Source organism: Aliihoeflea sp. 2WW (genome assembly GCF_000497755.1).
In the GTDB taxonomy this organism is placed as follows: domain Bacteria; phylum Pseudomonadota; class Alphaproteobacteria; order Rhizobiales; family Rhizobiaceae; genus Aliihoeflea.
In genome coordinates, this window is the sequence record NZ_AYOD01000035.1 from 79,774 (window position 1) to 97,501 (window position 17,728).

A 17,728-nucleotide genomic window follows, 5' to 3' on the forward strand; every position below is an offset into this window, starting at 1 on the left:
CACGACTTCAAGCGCGCCTTATTCGACGGCGGCAATCTGCTCGATATACGTCTCGTAGGACGGGAAATCAGCTCGGATCTGCTCCAGCACCTGGGTGCGGAAGGCTTCGAGATCGAGACCTTCGGCTTCAGTGATGACGGTCATTCCGTGTCCCTTCACCTCTTCGACCAGTTCGACCTCGGATTCGGTCGCCATGACGAGCGATTCCTGCGCCTCGCGCTCCAGAACCTCGGTGATGGCCTGGCGCTGCTCTTCTTCCAGCCCCTGCCAGACTTCCTCGTTCACGAACACGGCGAGCACGGCCTGCATGTGGCCGGTCATCGCGATGTGCGACTGCACCTCATAGAGCTTGTTCGCGGTGATCATTGTCAGCGGGTTTTCCTGGCCGACGACGAGACCCGTCATGAGCGCAGTCGGCAGTTCGGCGACCTCGACCGGCGTCGGCGTCGCACCGAAGCCCTTGACCATCGACACCCAAAGATCGAGCGGAACGGCGCGGAACGGCTTTCCGGCCAGATCCTCCGGCGACTTGACCTCGAAATTCGACGAGATGTGGCGCGCGCCGCGATAGATGCGGCCGATGATCCGGACGCCGCCTTCGGCGACCAGCTTCTCGTTGATCGCCTGCAGGGCGGGCGAGGTCTGGGGATCGGTCGCGGCCAGAGCATGCGCGCCGTCGCGATAGATGAACGGCGCGTTGAATGCGGCGACCTCGGGCACGATGCGCGCGAGCGACGCGAAATCGTGGTGGCCCATGGAGATCGAACCCATGCGCACGCCGTCGACCATCTCGGCGACGCCGCCGAGCTGGCTGGCGGGATAGACCTGGACGGTGACCGCATCGCTCGTCGCCTCGGCAATGCCGGTCGCCGCCTCTGTTGCGAAGATGGTCTGGATGTCGCCTTCGGCGCCGACATGGGCGTAACGCAGTTCGGCGGCATTGGCACCGGCGGCGACGCCGACGGCAATTGCGGTTGCGGCAAGCAGCTTCAGGATACGCGAATGGAACATTGGACTTCCTCCCTAGATGGTCTTGTCTCGACTGAACGCCGCATCCTCCGTGAACGCAGCGATGTAGCTCTTGCGGCGGAGCTCATCGCCGATGGCGAAGTGATCGCGCAGGCGGCGGTCGGCGGCATCGCCGTCGCGCTCGACGATCGACAGGAACACCTCGCGGTGTGCCTCGAACAAAGAATCGCGAATGTCTGGCACGACCGTCGTCTGACGGCGGCGCTGCACGTGGCTGCGGCGCAGGAGTTCGGAAATCGACTGGTAGAGCATGATCAGCGCCGGGCTGCGGCCCGCCTCGACCAGCGCCATGTGGAACGCGAAATCCGCCTCTGCACCGGCGACTGGATCGTGGAGCGTCTCGCGTAGCGTCTGCAACAGACCGCCGATGCGCTCGATGTCGCTGGCACTGGCGCGATCGCAGGCGAGGCGAATGGCCTGGCATTCGATTGCCACCCGCGCTTCCATCACGTCATCGAGGATATCGGGCTGCTGGGCGAGGCAGAAGGTGAAGAAATCGGTGAGCACCGACACGTCCGCATGGCGCACATAAGCGCCCTTGCCATGCCGGATGTCGAGAAAGCCGAGCATGGCGAGCGAGCGCAGCGTCTCGCGAAGCACCGGGCGTGAGACGCCGAGGCGCAACGCCAGTTCGCGCTCGCCAAGCAGGCGATCGCCGGCATTGAGCGCGCTGGACAGAAGCTGTTCGCGAAAATAGGCGAACACCTTTTCCGTGCCGAGCAGTTCCTCCGCTCCCTCCGAAAGCACCTTGTTCCTCCCAGTGGCCTTACAGTGGTCATACCACTTGTGGCGCGATTGCTCGCTGCCGTCAAGCGACATGGTTCAGCGCTTTCGGAATCGCTCCACCCAGCTTCGGTCGATCCGGTCTTTCAGCCACCAGACAAAGCGGCCCGACACATGGAGCCTGCCGCGCGTGGCGATGGCATGTTTGGGTCCGGTGGCAAGAACGGCGAGATGCTTTGCCTGTGGCGACCAGGGTCGAAGCGGCCGACCCAGCGCGCGGGCGCGCAGATTGGCCGCGAGAGGGGGCCCCGCACGAACGGCAAAGACGCCCGCCTTCGGCCGGGATACACCCTCGATGACGGCACAGTCGCCAGCGGCGAAGATATCCGGATCGGTCACGGTTTGCAGGGTCGCATGGACGGCGACGAACCCGCTCGGCAGTGCAAGGCCGGTCGCCGTGAGCCAGGTTGGTGCCGCGGCTCCGGTCGCGAGGATTGTCAGGTTCGAGGCGATCGGCGGGCATCCGGCGATGCCGACATGATCCGGAGCGATGCGGACGACTTCGGCGTTCTCGTGCAGCACGATGCTGCGTGCCGCCAGGATGCCGCGAACCTGCCTGCGCACGGAAGATGGTTGGGATTCGAGAAGGTCGCCGCCGGAAACGATCGCGATCTCGGTCGCTTCCTGCCGGTGTCGAAGCGCCAGCGCGATCTCGACGCCCGCCGGGCCGCCGCCGACGATTGCGATGCGCCGCGAAGCCGCGTCGACAGCACTGTCGAGACGCCCGAGGAACGCGCCGAGCGGCTTGACCGGCAAGGCATGGTCGCGCGCGCCTTCGATATCGTCCACGGCCGGGACGCTGCCGACGTCGAGCGATAGAAGATCGTAGGGAAGCGACGTGCCGTCGTCGAGCATCAGCCGCTTTTGCCGCCGGTCGATGCCGGCGGCACGTGCGCGGCGATACCCGACGCCATATGCTTCACACAGGCGCGGCAGATCGATTTCGCTCTCGTCGCGGCGATAAGGGCCCGCAATGATGCCCGGAACCATTCCCGAATAGACGGCATGGGTTTCGGGCGAAACGAGCACCATCTCCCAGCCGGGAGGGCACGCCCGACCAAGGTCTTCCACGACATGGAGATGGGCATGCCCACCTCCCACCAGTACGATCCGTCCCGCCAAGTCTGCCTCCGCCGTCCGCGCCAGGGTGGCCGACGCGGCCGGCAAAGGCCAGTCGTCTTTGCGTGCGGACGATTACATCGAGGCCGTATAGTAGAAGATGTGGCTGCCGACCTTTCCGGTCTTCTGCAGCTTCTTCGACCAGAACGGCGCGACATAGTCGGCATGGTAGTGCGTCGACTGGGCAATGTCGCCGCGCGAAGCCTTGCAGGCATCGTCACAGTTGAAGGCGAACACCGCTATCTTTTGCGCCATGCGGTGCGCGGCACGCTCGTTGAACTCATCGGCCAGATCATCGCAGGCGAAGGAGAACTGGCAGGCATTCTTGCGATGAGCGTTCTGGTAGACGACATCGCAGACCGTATCTGGATAGAAGCTGCTCGCGACGCGATTGAGGACGACCTGAGCGACCATGTTCTGGCCGCGGACCGGCTCGCCCCGCGCTTCGAAATAGATCGCCGCCGTCAGGCATTCGATCTCCTTGTTGTAGCTTCGATAGGTCGGGGCCTCGGTGGCAATTTCAGGCTTTTCGGGCAGCGGGGCTGCGTTGGCGCGCGCAAGGGCGCTGAAGGCGGCGATGGCGATGAGAATCGCCACTGCGAACGGTCGGTGCATGGTCGCTCTGGTTTTGTTGATGACGCGGCGCTTTTGTCAGCCCAATGCGTCCGCAATCCGAACCCCAGGTGACGAAAACGTGACGAACCGGAAGGTGCGCGCGGCGTTTCGACGCGCCGGGCACCCACCATCCGCTGTTTGGTGGACGATTTCGGCCGCCAATCATCTGTTGAAGCGCGCGACCGGTTCGGCTATGACCAACCCGTCCAACGGCGCCGCGCGCGCCGCCTGGCACCCGTAGCTCAGCTGGATAGAGTGTCGCCCTCCGAAGGCTGAAGTCAAGGGCTGCTGGTTTGTGAGAGACGTAGAAAAGGAGTTTGTTTACAAAGGTTTGCGGGAGTTACCGTTGAGGCTTCCACCCTACAGGTTTTCCGCGTAAGCACTGCGTAAGCAACAGGCACCCATAGCTCAGCTGGATAGAGCGCTACCCTCCGAAGGTAGAGGTCTCAGGTTCGAATCCTGATGGGTGCGCCACCCCTCTCTTTGGGGATGGCGCTACAAGCGCTCGCCGAGCACTCAATAAGATGACACTGTTGCGGTATGTGAGCGTGCCGGCGATTGGCGCCCAGTCGAGTTGCGCGGCACTGACCGTGCCCTCTTAAACCGACCGTAACGAGATCGCCTCGGCGTTAGGCCCATCGGAGTGGCGGTGATCGTAAGATGGTTCAGTAGGAACACTCTCGGGAAGGCGTATGGGCATTTGCATCCCGGACGTCATTATCGCGTCGAACGCGACTTCCGTGATCATGACGGACGCCTCCATCGCCAGGGGCAACAATGGCGCTACCGCACATACACATTTCTTCCCTATGAAGATGGCCTGTCGCTTTTCTTTCTCACCAAGGACGGCGACGATCTGGAGATTCGCCTTCAGGATCGAACCGGTGCCGAAGCAGCGATTATTGCAGCCCTGAGTGATGTCCTCCCGCAATGCGAGCCGTTTTATCGAAGCGTGTTTGCTGGCCTGCTAGCCGTCGATGGCGACAAGCTGGTTTCCTTCGACGGCGTCGATCGAGTGGCCTTCGGTTGGCAGGACGTTACTACGGTCGCCGCTTTCTATGGGCAGCAGCACTACGACGAGACGCGTTGCCTCACGATCAGCCATCGCCGTGGAACCGCAATCTTCCTGGCAGAGACTCATAGCGTGTGGCACCCCTTCCTCGACGGCTTGGAAACGAGGTTAGAGCGGGTCGTGCCTCGCCAGAGATGGCTGAAAACCTTGGACGAGGATCGATCCCGATCCATCCCAGTGTTCAAGCGTTCACGTCTTTAGATGCGTCCGTGAATCCTGCTGGCCATCGTTTTAAAAAAAATAGGAAGCAGCGCGGACGGCGGCTTCTCAGAAAAGGTACCATCGATCTTTCGCTCGAAGTTGTTGGCAGTTCGGTCGTTCTGACAGATGCCGATACAGCCGTGGCTACTCGGGAAGCGCGTTCTCCGAAAAATGCTTGCGGATGAAGTCGAGCTTGGGATCGATGTATCGACGACAAAAGGGTCTGTTTGGGTCGGTGCGATAATAGTTCTGGTATCTCTCGTCCGAAGCCTTGAAGCCCACGAACGGCAGGATGAGGGTGTGGACCGGCTTGCCGGCCTCCTCAGCGAGTCCGCGTATCGCCTCTTCGGCTTCGACCCGCTGACTCTCGTCGAAGATATAGATCGCGCTTCGGTATTTGTTTTCAACCGAGCGGGCACGTGTAGCGGAGTGTGTGCGCAGGTGCACCTCGGACAGTGTCCCCAGCCCGATAACGGAGGGTTCGAACGTCACGACCACCCCCTCAGCCCAGGTGTTCGCCGGGGCGGCCGATTGTAGGAAACCCTGCTCGACCTGCGTGACGCCACGCAACGCTTGGAAAACGCCCTCGGTGCACCAGTGGCAACCTCCTCCAAAGCCAACCTTTGCCATACTTAACTCCTGCGCAAAGGCACAACGGCCGGGCCAGACTTATCGAGCTGGCGGACGAACGCGATGATCCGCTGTCCGACATCGTTCGCCATTTCGACATGAGGGTAGTGTCCAGCGCCCTCGACAATCATGGTTTCGGCATGGAGCCTCGAAGCCAAGCTCCGGGCTTCTTCGACAGGGTCCGTGAAGTCGGGATCCTTTGTGCCCATGACGATGAGGCTCGGCACAGAGATCTCGTCCAAGATCGCTGCGGTGTCGGACTTCGACAATGAGAGCATCGTCAAGAGAGCCTGCATGCGCTTTGGCTCCCTGAGGTTTGCAGCAATCGCCGCTTTTACCTCAGCATGATCCGGCGCCGGTTTCGTCGGGAATAGGCTGCTCCAGTAAGTGGTCCAGAACCAGGTTCGCCATGGCCCCGCGAATCCGAGCCCAAGGACAAGTTTCTGGATCGTCGTGAGGGGAAGATCGCGAACGATCGGACCGAGCAGCACCACCCCGTTGACGTGACTAGGAGCTTCCTTGGCAGCCCAAAGCGCGGAGCCGGCTGCGAACGAGTTGCCCATGATCACGGCTGGCCCGTCAGCCAACTGTCGGAGGATGGCGACGGCGTCACGGCCGACCGCTCGCGCGGAGTAATCCGACCACTCCGGCGACGATTGGCCGAATCCGCGGACGTCCATCGTCACCACTCGGCATCCCGCATGCTGCAGCATGGGCTTGATGAGCCGATACTCGGAGCGCAGGTCTCCCATTCCTGGGATGCCTACGACGAGAGGTCCGGTTCCACCCGTATCGTCGAAGGCTATCCTACCGCCCTCTGTCTGAAGGAACTGGGTCTGCACATCGTTAGGCGCCATGAAACGATCCGATCCGTTGAGCAGCAGACCTATCGGCTGACTTCGAAAAGGAACCACGCTCGGCGTTCCGCTTCGTCGGTCCAGGTATCGATCAGGCCGGAGGTCGCGTTGTCCTTCGCCTCGTCGGCGACTTCCTTTGCGCGGCGCAGCGACTCGACCATGTGAAGATTATCGGCGCGCAGCTCCGCCAGCATGTCCTGCGGCGTGACGAACTCAGCGTCGTTGTCCTTGATCGTCTGGTGGCGGGCGATATCGCCGATCGATCGTATGGTCGTATTTCCGGTCTTCCGGGCGCGCTCCGCCATCGCATCGGTCGCTGCGAGGATTTCCGCAGCTTGCTCATCGAGAAGGAGATGGTAGTCCCTGAAGTACGGGCCCGAGACATGCCAGTGAAAGTTCTTTGTCTTGAGGTAGACCGCATAGCTGTTCGCCAATATTATCTTCAGCGCGTCGGCAACCGTCATGGTCGCGTTCTCGTCGAGGTCAGATGGTGAAGGCACGGTTGCAGCACTGGAGTTTGTCATCGCGTGAACTTCCTCGATGATGGCTTGCGCAAAAGATCAGCGCCGATTCTCTGGCACGCTGAGGTATAGAGGATGAATTTACCTCAGATCGAAGTCCAATGGCTTGTGTCTATAGTTTCGATAGTTCTGGCGACCAGAAGGGCGCTTGGAGCGGCACGGGAACATGGGAAGGCAGCGAACCCCACATGCTCATCAGGCATTCGGCTGATAGCCCAATACGAAAGCGATAACCTTCTCCGAGGACATCTCGCACGGCTTCAGCGACGCACTGCCCGAAGCAACGCGATACAGATTGAAGCTGACGATGTCGTTCCCGGCTAGTTCTCGAGCAAAAAGGCTGTTCCTCCGTCCATCCTCCGACCGACGAACCGTCACGCCGAAACGCCTGCCTTCGTAAGCGCCTTCGCTATACCCCTCAGGCAGACGCTCGAAAGCCGTATCGAATTCTGGATGGTCCATTCTGCATCACCGCCAATCGGCCTTCGCCCTGCGAACGTGAGTGCCGCGCCATGCGATTGGAGTCATCGCGTCAGTCTGACGTTGCGGCCCCAAAGAAACCCCGCGTCATTAGCGCTAGCGAAGTCCGGGTCTACGTAGATGAAAACACGCTTGATAAGCGCGCCGTCGAACTCGAATACGTTGGCGAAACGGCCTTCGGATCGGCCTTCAACCGGCCACGCCGTGCCGTCAGCCATAACGCCACCTTCAAAGCCTTCCACGATCACGTGGTCGCGGGCTACGTGGAAGGTCATGCGATCGAAATCGTGCTCGATCCGCTGAAGCGACCCCAACAGACCCTTGGCGACTTCCATGAATTCGGCTTTGCCATATCCAACTCCGAACTTCGGGAAGTACGTCACGACATCGTCAGTCAGAATGTCGAGAATGGTGGGATCGCCACTGTCGATTTTCCGGAAATAGTCGGTGGCGACGGCGATGCGCTCTTGGGTCAGCTCTGCATTCGGCACTCTATGAACTCCTGAAATGCGGAAGCATTATCCGCTGTGGCTTCGAGAATAATGGGCCCTGCAGGATCAGCCGATCTGCTGCCCGGAATTCAACGGAGCGCTGAGGCGCGGAAGCGATCGTCCTTCAGTTATCCGCGTGACACGCCCGTCGCGCATCGATTCAGACCAGGACGCCCCCTGACACATCTATCACCGCGCCAGCTGTGTAGCTTGCAGCGGGACTAACGAGGTAACTGACGGCGCCCGCCACTTCTTCAATCGTGGCGATCCGACGGATGGGATGCATATCGATGACGGCCTGCGGAAAATTCTCAGCGACTTCCCCGGTCATGTCGGTCGGCATGATGCCAGGTTGGACGACGTTGACGGTAATGTTGCGTGGGCCAAGATCACGTTGCACCCCGCGGGCATATCCTGCGATTGCTGCCTTGGTTCCTGCGTAGTCGGCAATTCCCGGCACGATCGCTCGGGTGCCCAGGCCGGAACCGATGAAGACAATGCGGCCACCGTCAGAGATTTTCTGCGCCGCCGCACGCGTGATCGCCACGGTCCCAAGCACATTTACCATCCACTGCCTGTCGAACGCAGCGGAATCGAGCGTCGGATCGTCGACCAATTTTCCTTGGACGGCGATTGCGGCGTTGTTGATCAAGATGTCGAGCTTGCCGAGTTCAGCTACGACCTGCTCGACCATGGGCTGGGCGGCGGACGTATCCGCTTGATCGCATCGGATCGCGAGAGCGCGAACGCCTTTGGCCCTCACCACCTCGGCGACGGACTCGGCTTTATCGGCCGAAGCAGCGTAGGTGATAGCAATATCGGCTCCCTGATCGGCGAGCGTCGCCGCCAGCACGGCGCCAAGGCCCCGAGAGCCACCCGTGATGATAGCGACTTTGCCGTCCAAAACTTTCGACATCGGCGGTTCCTTTCTGAAGTCTAATGGCGGGCTGACGGCTAAGCGACGTTGACGCCTTTCCAGAAGGCGATGTGATCCTTGATGGAGTGCGCCGCCGGAGAAGGGTCGGCGTAGGTCCAGGCGGCGTTTGCATTGCGCCGGTCGCCGACCTGGAGATGAAAGTATTGCGCCGTCCCCTTCACGGGACAGACAGACGTGTGCTCGCTCGGTGCCAGATACTGCCGGTCAACCGATTGAGGCGGGAAATAATGGTTTCCATCCACGACCATAGTCTCGTCGCTGACCGCGAGGGTGGCATCGTTCCAAACTGCTGAGACCAAACCGGACTCCTCTTTTAATTTTCAGCCACTTGCATCGACCAGTGGCCCTATCTGGCGGGACAAATCAGTTTGCCGGAGTTTGTCCGGCAAGCAGCTTGTCGAGCGAGCCATCTGCATCGAGCGCAGCGAGATCGTCGGAGCCGCCGACATGCGTCTCGTTGATGAAGATCTGCGGCACGGTGCTTCGCCCCGACGACTCGATCATCGCCTTCCGGTGTGCAGGATCGGCTTCGATATCAAGCTCGGTGAATGCCACGCCCTTCTCTTGAAGGAGCGCCTTCGCGCGGCGGCAGAACGGGCACCAACTCGTGGTGTAGATGAGAACCTCAGGCTTCATGTTGTGTCTCCAATCGTTGAGGGATGACGGGCCGGCCGGATTCGCGGGGGTCATCCGAAGGTGAAGGCAAAGGCTTGCGCCCCCGGGTAGAGAAGCTCGATTTCGAAGGTGCACTCGTGGACCTCACCGCTCTGGCGTCCGAGTTGTTTGAGGCGCTGGCCATCACGCCGCCATCTTCCGGACCGTGTCCAAAACCCGGTCTTGCCGGTATGGCTTGGCGAAGAACACAACGTCCGCTGGAACGACGGCCTCGACCGGCCAAGGCCTCCCGGACGTGATGATGATCTGGATGGTCGGCCACCGCCGGCGGATGCAAATGGCGAGCATGATGCCATCGATCCCGCCGGGCATGTTCACGTCCGTGAACACGACGCGCACATCCAGTCGTTCCTCCAAGGTCATAAGCGCGGCGGATGCATTCGGCGCCTGCAAGACTTCGAAACCTGCCTCCTCGATCATGTCCGTCGCAAACAGACGGAGAAGTGGTTCGTCTTCGACGACGAGCACCACGGGTTTCACCATTCCACCCATACTCCCATCAACCTTGAACCAGGTGACGCATGGAGGCGTGCAGATCGGCCGTTAACCCGGCGGGCTCGTAGCGAACATCGACGCCCCCGGTGCCGACCAGGCCGATGTTGATCAGCTTCGATCCAAAGCCTCGGCGAGTTGGCGGCACAACCGGAGGCCCACCCCGTTCTCGCCATTTCACGCGGAGAAGGTCGTCGTCCAGGCCGACCTCGACTTCCCACGACAGCGAGACGTGGCCATCGTCACTGGTCAGCGCGCCGTATTTGCAGGCGTTGGTCAGTAACTCGTGGACGATGAGGGAGAACGAGAGCGCCGCTCGTGGCCCCAGCGCCACCGCCGGCCCACTCATGTCGACCCGATCTGAGAACCCGATCGCGTCGATCACTGTCGCTGCGACAGCTTGTAGATCAGCTTGTGTCCAACTCTTTTGAAGCAAGGCGTCGTGCGCCGCGCTCAGAGCCATCAGCCGACGCTCGAAGGCGTAGACCGCTTCGCGATCGGTGACGCTTCGCAGCGTTTGGCTGGCGATGGCCTGAACCATGGTGAGCATGTTCTTCAGGCGGTGAGCAATTTCGCCGTTCACTATGAGTTGCTGCTGCTCGGTACGATGCCTCGCGACGCCTGCCTCAAGCCGGTCCGCCGCACTTCGCAGGAACGAGATTTCCTCTGCGGGCCAAGGTCGGGGATGCGCCGAATGAACGAAGAAGACGGCGATGGTTTTGCCACGATCTCGAACCGGCATATCGACCAACGACCGAACGCCGACCCGCATTGCGCTCTCGAGATTGTGCAGAGTGCGATCGTCGGTCAGGGCGTCCCAAACGACGAGCGGGTCGCCAACGACGAGCGGCTCGCGCAAGCTCCCATACTCGTCGAGACGGTGGCGCCCGGCAATGCTCACGGCCCCCGGCGCCGTCCAATCGGTTTCGACGTCAATCGTATCGACGTCCTCGTTGACGGATCCGAACCCGGCTCGGTCTGCGGAGAGCGCTCGGCCGACGATGGCGGCGGTCGCCGAAGCCATCCCTGCGGTATCGTGGCTGCTCCGAATGGTTTCGCCGATTTCGACCAGGGCGGTCTGCAAGGCTGTGAGGCGCTCGCTCGCCGTTGCGATCCGGCGGAGTTCGAGATTTTCGCTGGCGAGACGGGCGAGCGCCTGCAGCATCGCCTTTTCCATCTCGCTGAGCCCTTCAGGCCGCGGAACGGTATCGATGACGCACAGGCGACCTACGATCGCTCCGGATCGCAGGACGAGCGGTGCGCCAGCGTAGGCGCGAAAGTGCCGGGCGCCTGTGACGAGCGGATTGCGCTTGGTCCGCGCATCATTTGTGAGATCGACGATCTCGAGAAGATCGCCCTGATCGATCTCGATCCGACAGACCGAGTGTTCGATCTCCGTCTCGCATACCTCAAGCCCGTACTTGGCTTTGAACCATTGCCGGTCAGTATCCAGCAGGGTGATGAGCGCGATGGGAACGTCACAGGCCTTTGCGGCGACAAAAACGAGATCGTCGAAGGCTTGCTCATCCGGTGTGTCGAGCACCATGAGGTCTGCAAGCGCCCGCACCCGCTGTGCCGCCCCGAAATCGGTTCTGTCAGCGCTCAGGCTCACCGCAGTTCTCCTGGATGATGCCTCGAAGGTCGAGCGTGGCCGATCATCGGCGTTTCCCGCGTCATGTCAGTGCCCCCTCATGCGGGGCGGCCACTGCGATGACGGCACGCCCGCTTGGCCGCTCTGATCGGCGATGGGGTTACCGACGGCGAGGACGATCTTGCCCTGGATATGGCCTGCCTCTGCGCGTTCGTGAGCGGCGGCCGCTTCGGAAAGGGGGTATGTGCTGTCGACGGCGACGCGAACCGCGCCGCTGTCGAGCAAGCGAGCTAGCTGGGCCAACTGGTCGCCACTGGAACGCACCTGCGTCGCCGAAACGGTCACTCCCCGGTCGGCAGCTTCATCATGTCCGGCAAAGCCAAGGGGAAAAATCGGGAACAGCGCTCCGCCCCGACGTATGGTCCGAAGGAAGCGGCCGGAGGTCGGACCGCCGACGGCATCGACGACAAGATCGATGTCTCGCACATCGTCTTCGGGTTTGGTCTTCGTGTAGTCGATGAACTCGTCGGCACCCAGTTCGCGGAGGAACGCTTCGTGCCGGGTTGAAGCGACAGCGATGACACGCGCGCCTTCGTGCTTTGCCAACTGCAATGCCAGATGACCGACACCCCCTGCAGCGCCGTTGATCATAACGCTCTTCCCAGCCAACGGGACCGGGCTGTGGCGCTCGGACTGCAGCGGGTTCTGCTCGTTATGGCCTAGCTCGATCAGGAACTGCCAAGCGGTCAGCCCCGACATGGGAACGGCGGCTGCATGAATGTGGTCCAGGTGTCGGGGCTTGGCCGCAAGGTCGGAAGCAGGCGCGGAAACATACTCGGCGTATCCCAGGCTCTCGCCGAAGCTGGGAAAGCGGATCATTCCGAAAACTTCATCGCCCGGCGAGAACGCGGTCACATCGTCGGCGACCTTCTCGACGATCCCGGACACATCCGAGCCCGGTATGGCGGGGAATGTCACCGACGGCCGCCACTCGGGCGGCAGAGCCTTGTATCCCTCGCGGAGATACCAGTCGGGCGGGTTGAGGCCTGCCGCTTGTACACGGACGAGCACCTCTCCCGGCTTTATCACAGGTGTCAGCGCGTCCTCATAGCGAAGAACATCGGGAGCGCCGAACTCATGGAAGCGGATCGCCTTCATTTTTTTGTCCTCCGATCAGATGCGTTCGAGGAGGGCGACAGTGCCTTGACCACCATCGGCGCAGATGCTGACGATCCCTCGAGATCCGACCGGCATGGCCCACAGCTCTTTCACAGCTTGGCTGAGATCACGCGCGCCGGTCGCGCCGAAGGGATGTCCGATGGCTACCGAGCCGCCGTTCGGATTGACGCGATCCCAATCGAAGTTGCCCATCTCAGCCGAAACACGGGCCTTCTCTCGGACCCAGTTCGGATCGGTGATGGCCGCGACGTTGGCCAGCACCTGTGCCGCGAAGGCCTCGTGGATTTCCCAAAGTGCGATGTCGGCGAAGCCAAGGTGATGGCGCGCGAGAAGTCGTGGAACGGCATATGACGGCGCCATCAGCAGCCCCTCCGTGCGCAGGTCGACCGCCGAGACTTCGTAGTCGATTATCCGCGCATAGGGCGTGCCATCGGGCAGCCTCTTCAGACCCTCCTCGTTGGACACCCAACAGCCGGCCGCCCCATCCGTGATGGGGGAGCTGTTGCCGGCTGTCAGGCTACCCATTCCGCTCTCACGATCGAAGGCGGGCTTCAAACCGGATAGACGTTCGGCGGATGTGTCCGCGCGCGGGTTCGCATCGCGGGAAAGCTCCGGCAACGAGATCACGAGGTCATCGAAGAAGCCGCCGTTCCAGCCGGCGACGGCGCGCTGGTGGCTTTTTAGAGCCCAGTCATCCTGAGCCTCACGCGAGATGCGCCACGCCTTGGCGGTCTCCTCCATGTGATCGCCCATCGTCCTGCCCGTAAGGCGGTTGGCCCAGCCCTTCGTGGGGAGCACATAGTCTTGAGGGGTCAACGCCCCCAGGGCGGCAAGTGCTGCGGCCGGATCCTGCGCGAAGAGATCGGTGAGTCGTTTAGATGCCTCAGCGGTGAGAGCGAGCGATGGTCGGCTCATGACCTCAGACCCGCCGACCAGTATCAGGTTGAGCCCGCCGCCGAGCATCCCGGCTGCGGCGAAGCTCGCGGTCATGCTGGTCGAGCACGCTAGGACTACGGAGAATGCTGGAACGTTGGGGTTGAGCTTCGCGTCCAGCCAGATTTCGCGAGCGATATTGCTCCAGCCCAGGTTCGGGATGACGGTTCCCCAGATCGTCAGATCGGGCTCCGCAAGCTTCGCCATTTCTTGGACGACTGGCACTGACAATGAGGCCGCGTCATAATTTGCCAGCGCTCCTCCGCCACGGCCGAATGGTGTCCGCAAGCCTGCGGCTATGAAAACTGGTTCAGCGAAGCGGCTCACGGTGATCTCCCAAAGCAAAAGATTCTAATTAGACGAGGTGGCGTGGTGCGGTCCGCTGACGGCAGGCGCCGCCCGTCAGGGCGTCTCCCCATCCCTGAGGTCGATAACCATCTTTCCGATGTTTTTTCCGGCGAAGAGATCGAGGAACGCCGACGGGGTTCTCTCGAGGCCGTGAACAACCGTCTCCTGCCATTTGACCTTCCCATCGGCGATCCACCGGGTGACGTCGCGCTGGAAATCCTCCCAAACCGACATGTTGTGGATGGTGACGAAGCCTTGCAGCAGGAGGCTCTTCTCAATAACCGCATAGATATTGCGGGGACCGACCGGCTCGCTGTTGTATTGCTCGATCATTCCGCACAGAGCGAAGCGTGCGAAGTCATTGGCCGCCTCAAGCGCCGCTTCCAGGTGCGTGCCACCGACGTTGTCGAAATAGATGTCGACACCCTTAGGCGCAGCTTCGCGAAGTGCTGCGACCATGTCGTCCGTATTCTTGTAGTTTATCGTGGCATCAGCGCCTGCTTCCTCGCGCAGCCAACGCAATTTGTCCTCGCCGCCCGCGGACGCAACGACTCGGCATTCCTTGATCTTTGCGATTTGGACAGCGAGCGATCCGACAGAACCCGCTGCTGCTGACACGAACACAGTTTCGCCAGCTCGCGGCTTTCCGATCTGGAGCATGCCGATGTAGGCGGCGAAGCCTGGGAAACCGAGCGGGCCCAGATACGCCTGCTCTGGAATCGTCGTATCGATCCTAGTAGCGGATGCGGCGTCGATGATCGCGCGGTCGCGCCAGCCGGCAAAGTGGCTCACGACCTCGCCAGGGCTGAACCGTTCATCCTTGCTTTCGACTATGACGCCGATCGCGGCGCCATCCAGAGGCTCGCCAACTTGGAAGGGCGGCATATAGCTTTCTCGACCGGTCATGCGGCCGCGCATGTAAGGGTCAACGGAGAGCCACCGGTTGGCGACGAGCAGTTGTCCTCGCTCTGGCGCGGGGAGATCCTGCTCGACGAGTTCGAAGTTGTTGGCCTGCGGTAGCCCTTCGGGACGACTTTTAAGGTGAAATTGACGGGCCATGATGGTCATGGGCGAAGCCTTTCCCGGACAGAGCTTGAGCTGGGCGCTCCCGCGTGATGGGATGCGATCATCTGGCCGCCCCTACCCACCGTAGCGCTCGGTCTTGATGATCGAGACGCCCAGCCCTGCCGACAATGCGCCGTCCGTCGCGATGTTGACGAAACCGTTCGACCCGCAAACGAACACGTGGCCCGGGTCGCGACCGAGACGTGCGATTGTCGCCTGGACCATCCCATCGTCGATCCGTCGGCCATAGTCCGAGGCGCGCTTTGGCGCTTCTCGCGTAATCGCGAGCGTCAAGATGAACGTGGGATCGCTCATCTCGATTGAGTGGAGTTCGCTGGAGAAGAGCACGTCCTCAGCGGTTCGCGCCGACAAGAGCAGAGCGACTGGAACGGCCTGTGCCGATGCCCGACGCTGCCGGATCATCGCCATCAGCGGCACCACGCCTGAACCTGCGCCGATCAGCAGCACCGGCTTGTCGGTAGGCTCGGGCCAAAGAAAGTGGCCTCCAAGCGGTCCCCTGAGTTCGATCTCGTCGCCGGCTGCGGCGACGTCGTGGAAGAATGGCGAAACTTCGCCATTCGGCAGGCGCTCGATGGCGAGTTCCAGGATCGGTGAAGAGCCCGCCGACGATGCGATCGAATAACTGCGCATCGCCTGATAGCCGTCTGGGGCGGTCAGCCGGACGTCGACGTGCTGGCCTGCTGTATGGACGAATGGTTCCTGCAATCGCAGGAAAAAGCTCTTGATACTCGGTGTCTGTTGGACGATTTCGTCGATCACGCCTGACTGCCACGACGCGGGTTGCGCATCGAACTCAGTCATGGGTGTACCGTTGCTCGCGCCACGGATCACCGTAGATGTGATAACCGCGCAACTCCCAGAACCCGGCCTCGTCGCGAGTGGTGAACTGCAGCGCATTCACCCACTTGGCGGACTTCCAGAAGTAGAGATGCGGAACAAGAAGGCGCGCCGGTCCGCCATGGTCGCGGGGAAGCGGCTGGCCCGCGTAGCTCAGCGCGACCATAGCTTTGCCGGACAACATGTCCGCGAGCGGAACATTCGTCGAATAGCCATCGTAGCAGTGCGCGAGAACGAAGTCTGTTGGCTGTTTAACTTCAGCGTCAGCGAGGATGTCCTCGATCAGCACGCCTTCCCACTTCGTGTCGAGCTTGGACCAGGACGTGACGCAGTGAATGTCTTTGGTCACTTTGGTCTTTGGAAGGGCGTTGAATTCACTCCAACTCCAGACCTTCACGGGTCTCGGACCGATCTTGACCGTGAACTTCCAGTCGGACGTCTCGATACGAGGCGTTGGCCCAGCGGTAAGAACGGGAAAGTTCTCCACGAGATGTTGACCTGGCGGAATACGGCCCTCGTGGTCGCCGCCTGAACCGCGGCCGGTGAAACCTCTGGTGACCATGCCGAACCCCCTTGCTCGTCACGACAGACCGACCGACTTCATCTCAGGCTAATGCGTAGATGACCCTCGCAAAGGAAAGATATCGAGCGGATCGCAAAGCTGATGTTCAGACAACCGGGTGTTAAATCAGTAGAGACACGCAATTCATCACTATGACTCGCGATAATCCCGCCTCGACTATAGCTTTATATCAGACTGCTTTCCCAATGCCCTGTCGCTATAGTTTCGATAGCTTTGAATCGGTGTTGCGTGAGCGTTATGGCTCGTGGGACAGAGAAGCTTCGCGAGGTGAGGTCGCCAGCATGCGACTGCGGCGTGCCCAGGAGGTCGTCATTCCCATCCAAGACGAGATTATCGCAGCGCTCGGCGTTTCGGCGTCGTTCGATGCCCGACGCGAGGCGGCAGAACGCGCCGCCTTCCTCCGCGACTATCTGAGGTCGTCGGGGCAGCGAGCGTATGTGCTTGGAATCAGCGGCGGCGTCGATTCCCTGACGGCGGGCCTAATCGCGCAATCGGCCGTGAAGGATCTGCGTCAGATCGGGTACGAATGCGAGTTTGTAGCGGTGCGGCTGCCCTATGGCGAACAGATGGACGAGCGCGATGCTCAGCTTGCCTTGTCAGCCATCAGGCCCGACCGCGTTGCGGTGATCAATATAAAGCCCGCGACCGACGCGCTGTGGAGCGAGATGACAGGCTCCAATTACGAGTCCGCCGACCCCGGCCTGCGCAGTACGGTGCTCGGGAACATCAAGGCACGCCAACGGATGGTCGCCCAGTTTGCTCTCGCGGGGACCCTGGGCGGCCTTGTGATTGGCACGGACCATGCAGCCGAAGCGGTGATGGGTTTCTTCACAAAGTTCGGCGATGGCGCGGCCGATGTTCTCCCTCTCGCCGGTCTCAATAAGCGGCGCGTTCGCGCGATCGCGTCTCATCTGGGCGCCCCGGCGGAACTGATCAGTAAGGTTCCCACGGCAGATTTGGATGACGCGATGCCGTTACACCCCGACGAAGACGCCTACGGCGTGACCTATGATGAGATAGACGATTACCTCGAAGGAAGGGGTGTGGCCCAGGCGGCGGTCGAGACGATCCAAAGAGCGTACCGAGCCACCGCGCATAAGCGCGCGCTGCCTGTGGCCTCCAACGTGCAGCTTCTGGCGCCGCAAGGGTCGAACGGACGCTAAATTTGCTCCCGCCTAGGACATAGAAACTATGTCACGCCGCTATTGGAAAAGACCGGCGTTGGAATTCATAGTCATCCACGTAAACTCGTGGCCTCGTCGGGTATAG

At 61.4% G+C, this 17,728-nt stretch carries 21 protein-coding genes, 1 tRNA gene and 1 pseudogene; 3 read left to right on the plus strand and 20 right to left on the minus strand.

Annotated elements, in window-relative coordinates; translation table 11 throughout:
* Window positions 1-18: 18 nt before the first annotated feature.
* The 4 genes from ALII_RS0114395 to ALII_RS0114410 all read right to left on the minus strand — a co-directional run bounded on the left by ALII_RS0114395 (window position 19) and on the right by ALII_RS0114410 (window position 3,546).
* A complete protein-coding gene (locus ALII_RS0114395; protein ID WP_024588012.1) occupies window positions 19-1,011 on the minus strand; it encodes a TRAP transporter substrate-binding protein in 993 nt (330 codons plus the stop codon).
* Between the two features lie 12 nt (window positions 1,012-1,023).
* The gene (locus tag ALII_RS0114400; protein ID WP_029660563.1) at window positions 1,024-1,776 is read right to left on the minus strand and encodes a FadR/GntR family transcriptional regulator; all 753 of its coding nucleotides are present in this window, start codon (window positions 1,774-1,776) and stop codon (window positions 1,024-1,026) included.
* A gap of 75 nt (window positions 1,777-1,851) precedes the next feature.
* Window positions 1,852-2,934: an FAD-dependent oxidoreductase gene (locus ALII_RS0114405; protein WP_029660564.1), complete on the minus strand. Its 1,083-nt coding sequence runs from the start codon at window positions 2,932-2,934 to the stop codon at window positions 1,852-1,854.
* A gap of 72 nt (window positions 2,935-3,006) precedes the next feature.
* Window positions 3,007-3,546: a cell wall hydrolase gene (locus ALII_RS0114410; RefSeq protein WP_081719004.1), complete on the minus strand. Its 540-nt coding sequence runs from the start codon at window positions 3,544-3,546 to the stop codon at window positions 3,007-3,009.
* A gap of 397 nt (window positions 3,547-3,943) precedes the next feature.
* Between ALII_RS0114410 and ALII_RS0114415 the strand changes: the two genes are divergently transcribed.
* Together ALII_RS0114415 and ALII_RS22470 are read left to right on the plus strand one after the other, a co-directional pair.
* Window positions 3,944-4,020: transfer RNA gene (locus tag ALII_RS0114415), tRNA-Arg, on the plus strand.
* Between the two features lie 226 nt (window positions 4,021-4,246).
* The gene (locus ALII_RS22470; RefSeq protein ID WP_161632267.1) at window positions 4,247-4,819 is read left to right on the plus strand and encodes a DUF3601 domain-containing protein; all 573 of its coding nucleotides are present in this window, start codon (window positions 4,247-4,249) and stop codon (window positions 4,817-4,819) included.
* Between the two features lie 144 nt (window positions 4,820-4,963).
* Here the strand turns inward: ALII_RS22470 and ALII_RS0114430 are convergent, their stop codons facing one another.
* The 16 genes and pseudogenes from ALII_RS0114430 to ALII_RS0114500 form a co-directional block, all read right to left on the minus strand.
* Window positions 4,964-5,449, minus strand: a complete 486-nt coding sequence (locus ALII_RS0114430) for a peptide-methionine (S)-S-oxide reductase (protein WP_024350780.1) — start codon at window positions 5,447-5,449, stop codon at window positions 4,964-4,966.
* Window positions 5,450-5,451: 2 nt separating this feature from the next.
* Complete coding sequence (locus tag ALII_RS0114435; protein ID WP_024350781.1) at window positions 5,452-6,306, minus strand: alpha/beta hydrolase; 855 nt, start codon at window positions 6,304-6,306, stop codon at window positions 5,452-5,454.
* Between the two features lie 29 nt (window positions 6,307-6,335).
* Window positions 6,336-6,830, minus strand: a complete 495-nt coding sequence (locus ALII_RS0114440) for a DNA starvation/stationary phase protection protein (RefSeq protein ID WP_024350782.1) — start codon at window positions 6,828-6,830, stop codon at window positions 6,336-6,338.
* A 192-nt stretch (window positions 6,831-7,022) separates the two neighbouring features.
* Window positions 7,023-7,289: a hypothetical protein gene (locus ALII_RS0114445; protein ID WP_024588016.1), complete on the minus strand. Its 267-nt coding sequence runs from the start codon at window positions 7,287-7,289 to the stop codon at window positions 7,023-7,025.
* A 62-nt stretch (window positions 7,290-7,351) separates the two neighbouring features.
* Window positions 7,352-7,798, minus strand: coding sequence for a nuclear transport factor 2 family protein (locus ALII_RS0114450; protein ID WP_201767728.1), 447 nt, complete (start codon window positions 7,796-7,798; stop codon window positions 7,352-7,354).
* A 160-nt stretch (window positions 7,799-7,958) separates the two neighbouring features.
* Window positions 7,959-8,714, minus strand: coding sequence for an SDR family oxidoreductase (locus ALII_RS0114455; RefSeq protein ID WP_024350784.1), 756 nt, complete (start codon window positions 8,712-8,714; stop codon window positions 7,959-7,961).
* 38 nt (window positions 8,715-8,752) lie between these two features.
* Window positions 8,753-9,034, minus strand: a complete 282-nt coding sequence (locus tag ALII_RS0114460) for a DUF427 domain-containing protein (RefSeq protein ID WP_024350785.1) — start codon at window positions 9,032-9,034, stop codon at window positions 8,753-8,755.
* A 64-nt stretch (window positions 9,035-9,098) separates the two neighbouring features.
* Window positions 9,099-9,371: a glutaredoxin 3 gene (gene grxC / locus ALII_RS0114465; protein ID WP_024350786.1), complete on the minus strand. Its 273-nt coding sequence runs from the start codon at window positions 9,369-9,371 to the stop codon at window positions 9,099-9,101.
* A 50-nt stretch (window positions 9,372-9,421) separates the two neighbouring features.
* Window positions 9,422-9,529 (minus strand): annotated as a pseudogene (locus tag ALII_RS23140) (hypothetical protein); the annotation flags it as partial.
* 4 nt (window positions 9,530-9,533) lie between these two features.
* A complete protein-coding gene (locus ALII_RS0114470; protein WP_035449975.1) occupies window positions 9,534-9,893 on the minus strand; it encodes a response regulator in 360 nt (119 codons plus the stop codon).
* Between the two features lie 16 nt (window positions 9,894-9,909).
* Window positions 9,910-11,514, minus strand: coding sequence for a GAF domain-containing protein (locus ALII_RS0114475; protein WP_051375908.1), 1,605 nt, complete (start codon window positions 11,512-11,514; stop codon window positions 9,910-9,912).
* Between the two features lie 66 nt (window positions 11,515-11,580).
* Complete coding sequence (locus ALII_RS0114480) at window positions 11,581-12,651, minus strand: NADP-dependent oxidoreductase (protein WP_024350788.1); 1,071 nt, start codon at window positions 12,649-12,651, stop codon at window positions 11,581-11,583.
* A gap of 15 nt (window positions 12,652-12,666) precedes the next feature.
* On the minus strand, window positions 12,667-13,932 hold the full coding sequence (locus ALII_RS0114485) for a thiolase family protein (RefSeq protein ID WP_024350789.1): 1,266 nt from the start codon (window positions 13,930-13,932) through the stop codon (window positions 12,667-12,669).
* Window positions 13,933-14,007: 75 nt separating this feature from the next.
* Complete coding sequence (locus ALII_RS0114490) at window positions 14,008-15,021, minus strand: NADP-dependent oxidoreductase (RefSeq protein ID WP_024350790.1); 1,014 nt, start codon at window positions 15,019-15,021, stop codon at window positions 14,008-14,010.
* A gap of 72 nt (window positions 15,022-15,093) precedes the next feature.
* On the minus strand, window positions 15,094-15,840 hold the full coding sequence (locus tag ALII_RS0114495; protein ID WP_024350791.1) for a ferredoxin reductase: 747 nt from the start codon (window positions 15,838-15,840) through the stop codon (window positions 15,094-15,096).
* Window positions 15,833-16,438 (minus strand): sulfite oxidase-like oxidoreductase, encoded by a 606-nt coding sequence (locus tag ALII_RS0114500; RefSeq protein WP_024350792.1) that lies wholly within the window; start codon window positions 16,436-16,438, stop codon window positions 15,833-15,835. The genes ALII_RS0114495 and ALII_RS0114500 overlap by 8 nt, the downstream gene beginning before the upstream one ends.
* Window positions 16,439-16,740: 302 nt before the next feature.
* On the opposite strand from ALII_RS0114500, the gene nadE reads away from it, so the two are divergent.
* Window positions 16,741-17,622 carry an ammonia-dependent NAD(+) synthetase gene (nadE, locus tag ALII_RS0114505; protein WP_051141593.1) on the plus strand — a complete coding sequence of 294 codons (882 nt, stop codon included), beginning with the start codon at window positions 16,741-16,743 and terminating at the stop codon, window positions 17,620-17,622.
* The last annotated feature ends 106 nt before the right edge of the window (window positions 17,623-17,728 follow it).

Bases quoted from the DNA above. Each gene is read 5' to 3' on its own strand.
- ALII_RS0114410 (WP_081719004.1), bottom strand. From the start codon at position 3,546: ATGCACCGACCGTTCGCAGTGGCGATTCTCATCGCCATCGCCGCCTTC.
- ALII_RS0114440 (WP_024350782.1), bottom strand. From the start codon at position 6,830: ATGACAAACTCCAGTGCTGCAACCGTGCCTTCACCATCTGACCTCGAC.
- ALII_RS0114395 (WP_024588012.1), bottom strand. From the start codon at position 1,011: ATGTTCCATTCGCGTATCCTGAAGCTGCTTGCCGCAACCGCAATTGCC.
- ALII_RS0114430 (WP_024350780.1), bottom strand. From the start codon at position 5,449: ATGGCAAAGGTTGGCTTTGGAGGAGGTTGCCACTGGTGCACCGAGGGC.
- ALII_RS0114455 (WP_024350784.1), bottom strand. From the start codon at position 8,714: ATGTCGAAAGTTTTGGACGGCAAAGTCGCTATCATCACGGGTGGCTCT.
- ALII_RS0114445 (WP_024588016.1), bottom strand. From the start codon at position 7,289: ATGGACCATCCAGAATTCGATACGGCTTTCGAGCGTCTGCCTGAGGGG.
- ALII_RS0114500 (WP_024350792.1), bottom strand. From the start codon at position 16,438: ATGGTCACCAGAGGTTTCACCGGCCGCGGTTCAGGCGGCGACCACGAG.
- ALII_RS0114490 (WP_024350790.1), bottom strand. From the start codon at position 15,021: ATGACCATCATGGCCCGTCAATTTCACCTTAAAAGTCGTCCCGAAGGG.
- nadE (WP_051141593.1), top strand. From the start codon at position 16,741: ATGCGACTGCGGCGTGCCCAGGAGGTCGTCATTCCCATCCAAGACGAG.
- ALII_RS0114495 (WP_024350791.1), bottom strand. From the start codon at position 15,840: ATGACTGAGTTCGATGCGCAACCCGCGTCGTGGCAGTCAGGCGTGATC.
- ALII_RS0114480 (WP_024350788.1), bottom strand. From the start codon at position 12,651: ATGAAGGCGATCCGCTTCCATGAGTTCGGCGCTCCCGATGTTCTTCGC.
- grxC (WP_024350786.1), bottom strand. From the start codon at position 9,371: ATGAAGCCTGAGGTTCTCATCTACACCACGAGTTGGTGCCCGTTCTGC.
- ALII_RS0114435 (WP_024350781.1), bottom strand. From the start codon at position 6,306: ATGGCGCCTAACGATGTGCAGACCCAGTTCCTTCAGACAGAGGGCGGT.
- ALII_RS0114470 (WP_035449975.1), bottom strand. From the start codon at position 9,893: ATGGTGAAACCCGTGGTGCTCGTCGTCGAAGACGAACCACTTCTCCGT.